Annotated in this window: 13 protein-coding genes and 1 pseudogene; 11 read left to right on the plus strand and 3 right to left on the minus strand. The window is 67.5% G+C overall.

Annotated features, from left to right (window positions below; genetic code table 11):
- The 11 genes and pseudogenes from ACHBTE_RS30810 to ACHBTE_RS30860 form a co-directional block, all read left to right on the plus strand.
- Positions 1–270, plus strand: a pseudogene (locus tag ACHBTE_RS30810) (plasmid transfer protein); the annotation flags it as partial.
- 93 nt (positions 271–363) lie between these two features.
- A complete protein-coding gene (locus ACHBTE_RS30815) occupies positions 364–546 on the plus strand; it encodes a hypothetical protein (RefSeq protein WP_125527613.1) in 183 nt (60 codons plus the stop codon).
- Between the two features lie 4 nt (positions 547–550).
- Positions 551–733, plus strand: a complete 183-nt coding sequence (locus ACHBTE_RS30820) for a hypothetical protein (RefSeq protein WP_394728094.1) — start codon at positions 551–553, stop codon at positions 731–733.
- A 72-nt stretch (positions 734–805) separates the two neighbouring features.
- Positions 806–1,474 (plus strand): DUF2637 domain-containing protein, encoded by a 669-nt coding sequence (locus ACHBTE_RS30825; RefSeq protein ID WP_394728096.1) that lies wholly within the window; start codon positions 806–808, stop codon positions 1,472–1,474.
- 20 nt (positions 1,475–1,494) lie between these two features.
- Positions 1,495–1,704: a mobile element transfer protein gene (locus ACHBTE_RS30830; RefSeq protein WP_394728098.1), complete on the plus strand. Its 210-nt coding sequence runs from the start codon at positions 1,495–1,497 to the stop codon at positions 1,702–1,704.
- Between the two features lie 5 nt (positions 1,705–1,709).
- Complete coding sequence (locus tag ACHBTE_RS30835) at positions 1,710–1,865, plus strand: hypothetical protein (RefSeq protein ID WP_394728100.1); 156 nt, start codon at positions 1,710–1,712, stop codon at positions 1,863–1,865.
- A gap of 25 nt (positions 1,866–1,890) precedes the next feature.
- Positions 1,891–2,208: a SpdD-like protein gene (locus ACHBTE_RS30840; RefSeq protein ID WP_394728102.1), complete on the plus strand. Its 318-nt coding sequence runs from the start codon at positions 1,891–1,893 to the stop codon at positions 2,206–2,208.
- 89 nt (positions 2,209–2,297) lie between these two features.
- Positions 2,298–2,501 (plus strand): hypothetical protein, encoded by a 204-nt coding sequence (locus tag ACHBTE_RS30845; protein ID WP_394728104.1) that lies wholly within the window; start codon positions 2,298–2,300, stop codon positions 2,499–2,501.
- A complete protein-coding gene (gene repSA, locus ACHBTE_RS30850) occupies positions 2,498–3,901 on the plus strand; it encodes a replication initiator protein RepSA (protein WP_394728106.1) in 1,404 nt (467 codons plus the stop codon). The genes ACHBTE_RS30845 and repSA overlap by 4 nt, the downstream gene beginning before the upstream one ends.
- 2 nt (positions 3,902–3,903) lie before the next feature.
- Positions 3,904–4,116 carry an excisionase family DNA-binding protein gene (locus tag ACHBTE_RS30855; RefSeq protein WP_394728108.1) on the plus strand — a complete coding sequence of 71 codons (213 nt, stop codon included), beginning with the start codon at positions 3,904–3,906 and terminating at the stop codon, positions 4,114–4,116.
- Positions 4,116–5,240, plus strand: coding sequence for a tyrosine-type recombinase/integrase (locus ACHBTE_RS30860; protein WP_394728110.1), 1,125 nt, complete (start codon positions 4,116–4,118; stop codon positions 5,238–5,240). Before ACHBTE_RS30855 ends, ACHBTE_RS30860 begins: the two co-directional genes overlap by 1 nt.
- 227 nt (positions 5,241–5,467) lie before the next feature.
- Here ACHBTE_RS30860 and ACHBTE_RS30865 read toward each other — a convergent pair whose 3' ends face one another.
- From ACHBTE_RS30865 to ACHBTE_RS30875, 3 genes are all read right to left on the minus strand, one after another.
- Positions 5,468–5,920 carry a hypothetical protein gene (locus tag ACHBTE_RS30865; protein ID WP_394728112.1) on the minus strand — a complete coding sequence of 151 codons (453 nt, stop codon included), beginning with the start codon at positions 5,918–5,920 and terminating at the stop codon, positions 5,468–5,470.
- Positions 5,921–6,140: 220 nt separating this feature from the next.
- Positions 6,141–6,647 (minus strand): hypothetical protein, encoded by a 507-nt coding sequence (locus tag ACHBTE_RS30870; protein WP_394728114.1) that lies wholly within the window; start codon positions 6,645–6,647, stop codon positions 6,141–6,143.
- Positions 6,648–6,649: 2 nt separating this feature from the next.
- Positions 6,650–7,216 (minus strand): hypothetical protein (locus ACHBTE_RS30875; protein ID WP_394728116.1); only part of this gene is annotated, 567 nt, incomplete at its 5' end.

Raw genomic sequence — 7,216 nt, forward strand, 5'->3', positions numbered from 1 at the left:
ATGGCGTTCGGCGACGTGTCCCCGCACGCGGTGTTCGCCGCCACGCAGATCCGCAACGACCGGCCCGGCATGGCCGTCGTGGGCCACTCCAACGGCGACTGGACCCGCATCAGGGCCCCACACACGTCGATGCGGGAAGCCGTCACCGCCTGCAACAGGCACGCCGGCCTCACCCCGGACATCCCGGAGCTGGCCCGCTTCCGGCCCGTGCTCGACCTCGACCCGGTCGAGGCACCCGCGACGGCCGAACCGTTCGCCGAAGCCGCCTGATCCCCCTGCCCCATTCCGGTTGGCGTGACCGTCTCGCGCCAGGTCCCTACCCGCTCCATGCCCAAAACCGGACCCCTGGAAGGGAGAACGACCATGAACCACAACCCCGAGACCCGGCAGGACGACAGCGAGCGCACCGTTCACCTGCGGGCCTCGATCTACCGCTACCGGCTCATGAAGGGCCACGACCGGTACTTCGCCGCGGTCGTGTGGAGCGCGCTCGGCTACCAGCAGGCACCCCCGGCCGGCCACGGCTACCCCCGCCACGGCGGCTGAGGCCATGGCCGCGAAGAAGCCGCGCAAAGCCCCGGCGCCCGTGCTCAAACCGGCCGCATGCCCGACCTGCAAGGGCACCGGAGAGGTCTCCCGCACCGTTCACGTCGGCCGCAAGCGCCGCCCCGCCGGCCAACAGACCGGCATCTGCCTGGCCTGCCTCGGCTCCGGCGAAGCCACCACCGACTGATCCCCGCCGGGGCTGGGCGGCTGGACTCGATCCCCGCCCGCCCTGGCCCAACCCCGCAAGGGAGGTGACGACATGACTCGCTCGATCCGCCCGGACGCCGTACTCGTACAGGCCGTGATCGCCGGTGCGCTGTCCTTCGCCCACCTGCACGACCTGGCCGCCGCTGCCGGCCAGACCGGCTGGAAAGCCTGGGCCTACCCCGTCTCCGTCGACCTGCTGCTCGTGGCCGCATGGCGCCGGCTGCGCTCGGACGGCCCTTCCCGGCTGGCCTGGTGCTGGTTCCTGGTCGCCCTGGTCGCCTCGCTCGGCGCCAACGTCGCCACCGCCGGCTTCCTCGACATGGAAAACCCGCCCGCCCTGCTCCGCCTCGGCGTCGCCGGCTGGCCCGCGCTCGCCTTCCTCGGCGGCACCCTGCTCGCCCACAGCCCCACACCCCGCCCGGCATCCGGCGACCAAGACCACGGTTACGTCCCGGATGCTCCTGAGCCGGCCACGGTGGCCCGCGCCCCCGAACCGGCATCCGAACCCGAGACGCTCCCGGCCGCGGAACCGACCCCGGCCCTGCCCGAAGCCCCCGCGGCTCCGGCTATCGAGGCCCCGCCGGCGCTCGTGGCGCACGCCCGCCGGCTCGCCGACGACCACCAGGCGCGCACCGGCTCACCGATCGACCTCGACACCCTGCGCGCCCGCCTCAACGTCCCGCCCGCCATGGCGGACGCCATTGCCGCCCAACTCGCCTAATTCAAAAAGGACTTGCAGCCATGGGTTTCCTCTTCCAGCGCCTCGTGCGCTACGGCCCCGTGGAGATCGGCCGCGCCCTCACCCGGGATGGCGAGAAGGGCTTCATCGCCTCCTGCACCGCCGACCAGTGCGGCTGGTCGGCCGAGTACTCCAGCTACGGCGCCGTCTGCATCGCGGCCAAGGGCCACCACTGCCGGATCAAGAGCAAGTACGAGAACCGAGGGAGGTAACACCCGTGTCCGTGCCGCTGTGGTTCTTCATCGCCTGCCTGGCCGTAGTCGGCGTCAAGCTCGTCCGCCCGCCGCTGTGGCTCGTCCTTGTCCTGCTGATCGGCGGCTACCTGGTCGCAGGCAGCCTGCTCGCCCCGACCATCGACTCGTTCATCAAGTAACCAGCCCTGGAGGGGAGTTCCACCGATGCTTCGTCCCAAGATCCCGACCATGCCCATTCCGACCGGCCACACCGCCCCGCCCGCGGTGGTCGAGCCGACTGCCGTTATGCCGGCTGCCCAGACCCCGCCGCCTGTCCCTGTGGCGCCGGCGCCGTCCCGGCCGGTGGTCCAGCTCACCCCCGGCACTGCGCTCGCCCTCGTGGGTGGTGGCACGGCTGTGGTTCTCGTCGTCGGCGCCGTCCTGGTCTCGATGCTCCTCGCGGTCGCCATCACCGGTGCCTCGGTCGCCGTGTGCGCCGTCGTCCTGCGCTCCCTGCTCGCCTCCGACGCCAAGCGACGCTGACCGGCCCCCGGAGCGGCCTCAGTCGCCAAACTCCGTCCGCTCCGGGCGCCGTCCCTGCCCGATCCACTGAACCGGAAGGAACCTCCATCATGACCGGCACCACCCCGGCCAGTACTACCAAGGCGCGCATCTGCCCGGACTGCGAAGGCTTCGCCTCCGCCAAGGTCACCCTCGGCGGACGCGACCGGCACGGCCACCTGCGCACGATCACCACGCACTGCCGGGCCTGCCACGGCACCGGAACCCTGCCCGCCCGCCGCTTGCGCACCTCGGACTGGGAGGTGGCTGCATGACCGACACCGCCACCCTGGCGGCCGGTCTGGATGAGGCCACCCTCGGCGACATGCTGCGGGTGGCCTCATCTCCCGGCTTCGACCGCTGGCAGGACCAAATCAAGCGCACAGGCGGCTGCTCCGACCCGATCCACCTCACCGGCTGGTCCATCACCAAAGACAAGACCACCGGCGAGACGCTGCGCAACTACAACACCGACACCGAACCCGGCGGCCGACTGCGCATAGCCTGCGGCAACCGCCGAGCCTCCCGCTGCCCGTCCTGCGCCTTCACCTACGCCGGCGACACCTACCACCTCATCCGCGCCGGACTCGTCGGCGACACCCGACACGAGATCCCCGCCACGATCCGCAACCGGCCCCGCGTCTTCACCACCCTTACCGCACCGTCCTTCGGTCCCGTCCACAACCAGCCCACGCACGGCGCTTGCCGCTGCGGCAACGCCCACCGCGACGACGACCCGGCACTCGGCACACCCCTCGACCCGGTCACGTACGACTACGCCGGAGCGGTGTTGTTCAACAACCACGCCGGCGACCTCTGGCACCGCTTCATCAACCGGCTGCGCCGCGAGATCGCCGCCCACGTCGGCATCACACAAAAGGCGTTCAAAGAGGTCGCCCGCCTGTCGTACGGCAAGGTCGCGGAATTCCAAAAGCGCGGCGCCGTCCACTTCCACGCCGTGATCCGCATCGACGGACCCGACGGCCCCGACACCGCACCACCCTCATGGGCGAACACGGAACTACTCACCCGCGCCATTCATGACACCGTCGCACACCCCTACGTCACCGTCGAGGTCCCCGCGCGCGAAGCCGCCGGCTTCCCCCACGGTTGGCGCCTGCGCTGGGGGCGACAGCTCGACGTCAGCCCCATCAAGGCATTCGGCGACGACTCCGAGATCACCGAACAGGCCGTGGCCTCCTACGTCGCCAAGTACGCCACCAAAGCCGCCGAGAACACCGGCACCGTCGACCGACGCATCGGCAACCGCGAAGCCATCACCTTGCTCGGCCTGCCCGACCACCCCCGCCGCCTCATCGAAGCCTGCTTCGACCTCGACGCGGCCTACCCCGACCGCCGGCTACGGGCCTGGGCACACATGCTCGGCTTCCGCGGCCACTTCAGCTCCAAATCCCGCCGCTACTCCACCACCCTCAGCGTCTTACGACAGATCCGCGCCGACTACCGCGCCGCACAAGAACGCGAAGCCCTCGACCTCGACGGCCACGAACCCGACACCGTGCTCGTCCTCGCCTCATGGCAATACGCCGGCCACGGCCACACCCCCGGCGAATCCACCCTCGCCGCATCCATCGCCCGCAACCTCCAACTCAACCGGCAAACAGCCCGCGAAGCCCTGGCCGACGTGCCGGATCACGAGACGGAGGGGGAGTAGTGATGGCTGATCAACTCTTGGACGTCAAGCAGGTTGCCACTCGCCTCGGCACAGGCGTCCGCTTCCCTCGTCGGCTGATTGAGGAACGCCGCATTGCCTTCGTCAAGGTCGGTCGCAACGTCCGGATCTCGGAGCGTGTGCTGAACGAGTACATCGTCGCGAACACGGTGCAGCCGGTCACCGTTCGGCCTGTCGTCCTCAGGAGGGTTGCCTAGTGGCGAACAACCAGGGCAGGCGGCGCCGCTTCGGCTCGGTCCGGATGCTCAACTCCGGGCGCTGGCAGGCTCGTTACCGTGATCCGAGTACGGGTCAGCTCCGCAGTGCAGAGGAGACGTACGCCACCAAGACTGATGCTGAGGTCGCACTGACCCACATCGAGGCGGACATCACTCGGGGGCAGTGGAGCGACCCTGACGCGGGGAAGGTCCACTTCGGCGATTACGCCACGGTGTGGCTCAATGATCGGAAGCTCGCTGCCCGTTCGCGCGAGCGGCATGAGTCAGTGATCCGGCTGCACCTCCTGCCGACCTTCGGCGAGCGGCCCTTGTCCTCGATCACGACGGCCCAGGTCCGAGCCTGGCGTACGGCTTGCCTGATGCGCACCGGTGAGCCGACCGTGGTCAAGGCGTACCAGATCATGAGGGCGATCCTGAACACTGCCGTTGATGATGAACTGATCCGGCGCAACCCTTGTCGGATCAAGGGTGCTGACCGGTACGACGTGCCGGAACGCCCCGTTCTGAGCGTGGCAGAGGTGTACGCCGTGGCTGACGCGATCGCCCCGCGCTACCGGCTCCTCGTCCTCCTGGCCGCGTTCACCGGACTGCGCTTCGGGGAGCTGGCCTCGCTCCGCCGGCGGGACGTCGACACGGAGAACGCCGCGCTGATGGTCCGGCGCTCACAGGCAGAGATGCAGTCGGGCGCGCTCTTCGACAAGGCACCCAAGTCTGACGCCGGTGTCCGGCCGGTGGCCTTCCCGACCGAACTCCTGCCGGACGTGAAGCAGCACCTCGACGGCTTCGCCGGCACTGGTCGCGACGGCCACGTCTTTCTTGGTCCCCAGGGCGGACGGCTGCGGCGCAGCAACTTCCGGGACGACTGGATCAATGCGCGGACCAAGGCGAAGGTCACCGCGGATGTGCACTTCCACGATCTTCGGCACACGGGCAACACCCTCGCTGCGTCCGGCGCGAGCCTGCGGGAGCTGATGACCAGGATGGGCCACAGCACGCCTCGCGCGGCGCTGATCTATCAGCACGTGGTCAGCGGACGTGACCGCGAGATCGCCGATCGGCTCGGCTCGATGATCCGCATGGAACGGGGCGACGTGGATTCTTAGTGGACTTTGTGGCACGGCCGTGATCACGACGAAGGGCCAGTTCTAGGCGATCAAGCCCCTGAACTGGCCCTTCTTGCTGCCGCTCCGGCAGGATTCGAACCTACGATCTTTGAGGGGCACGCGTTGTCAGGCGTACCGCAAGGAGTCGATCACAAGTTCCCGTTCATACAGCGGCCCGCGCACTGTGAGGTCGCGGGCCGCGTCGTACGGCGCAGACGGGGTAGTCATCAATCACCGTTGCGGTCGCTCTTGTTGCGCTGGTAGTAGACCGTGGCACAGATCCCGGTGGCGGTGGCGAACACGCCAGCCATCGCGACATATACACCAGCAATCAGTGACGGAATGGTCAACTGCCAGATTGCGAGACCGAGAGAGGCCAGGAACCCGGAAGTCAGGACGTAGCAAGCCACCTTCAGAGCGAGGAGCTGACGGCGCCGACTGCGCTCGGCCAGAAGCTGCGAGAACCTCTTGTCGACCGCGAGGTGCTCGTCGGCCGTACCAGCGGTGGTCTCGGCATCAACCGCAGGTTCGGCACGGACCGTGGCCTGTGACAGCGGGTTGGTCTGACTGGTCCTTTTCGGCGGCGACGCACGCTTCGCGGTGGTCTTCTTGGCGGTGGGGGAGGCCTTGGCGATCTTCTTCGCAGCAGTCTTCTTCTGCGGGGTGCCATTGCTCGACATGATGATGTGCCTTCTGCTCAAGGGGTTGCAGCTGTGCATCGGGAAAGCGGTACTCGATGGAGAGTTCAGGAACCGGGTGTGATTTCTTCCTCAGGGCCGGTTCGTCGTGGGCAAATGTGTGCAACCCTTGGCTGCGGTTGGTTTGCCCTTCAGGGTGAAGCCGCCGGGTGCCGCCGCTCCGGGTTGTCTAGGCCATGGGAGCGGCGGCCTGCTTATGGCGTCATCCCGCTAGAACGGTGCCGTTCGGTCCGTCAGTGACGACGTCTTCGTCGTTACTGAGCTGGCTGTTCATGCCGTTGCCGTCTTTCCGGCGAGCGCGGGTATGAAGTGGAGCCTTGTCGTCGACGTGGTCGCAGGTTTCCCTGGTTTTCCTGGTCGTCGTCTTGGCTGTGATTGGGTCAGTCGTCGTAACCGTTGCAGTGATGGTGCTGGTGGGGCTGCCGAACTTCGCCCAAAGCATCTGGCTCATGGCGATCAGGCGGATGACCGCTTCGTCAGACAAGAACCGCATGGTCTGGAAGGCCGTGCGAACTATCCCCTGCGCGCTCATGGCCGGTGTTGCCCAAGATGCATCAGTGGCCTTGCCGCCCTGGAGTCGCCTGTCGATCTCTGCCTCGACCATCGCGAAGCGTCGCTTGTTGAGCTCCCGACGTTCTTCCGCCGTGGCGGGGCCAGCCGGGTACTCGATTAGACGCGCCCTTATGCGGTCTGACGTGAGGTCGTGCATGCTTACCTCCTCTTGATCTCTACGTTGAAGAAGCACTCCTTGAGCTCCTCCACGGAGACGCCGGCGGACGTCAGGTGAATTTCGGCTCGGGTGTAGAGCTTGCTGGCCCAGCTCGGGCTGATGCCCAGCACGTTGGATGCCTCCTGGTTCGTCATGCCGTACACGTCACGGAGGTGGTAGACCGCCCTGGACTGCGTCTCGATGCTGTCCACGACGGTCAGCCAGGCATGGAACTCCTCCCTGTCCTGGAAACCGAACAGGTCTACGAGGGAGGGGATTTGGACTGCGTGAAAGCCGTGACGTTCGGCGAAGTACTGCTGATCGTCGTGAGCCAACTGCGTTGCTGCGTCCATCACCTTCTCGTACACCTCGTTGTCGCTCGCCTCGGCGGACAACTCGATGAAGGCGCGTGTGAACGCCTCCTTCGTGATCGACTCGAAGTCGCTACGGGGGTCGGGGTACGCCAGGAACGTTTCCAGCCGGACTTGATCGAACTGGTCGAGGAACAGATCTTCCTGGCGGGCCCGCGGGATCAGACGCCCGTTGTCTCGGGGTCCCGTCTCGGCTTC

This window comes from Streptomyces sp. M41, assembly GCF_043673425.1.
GTDB lineage: Bacteria > Actinomycetota > Actinomycetes > Streptomycetales > Streptomycetaceae > Streptomyces.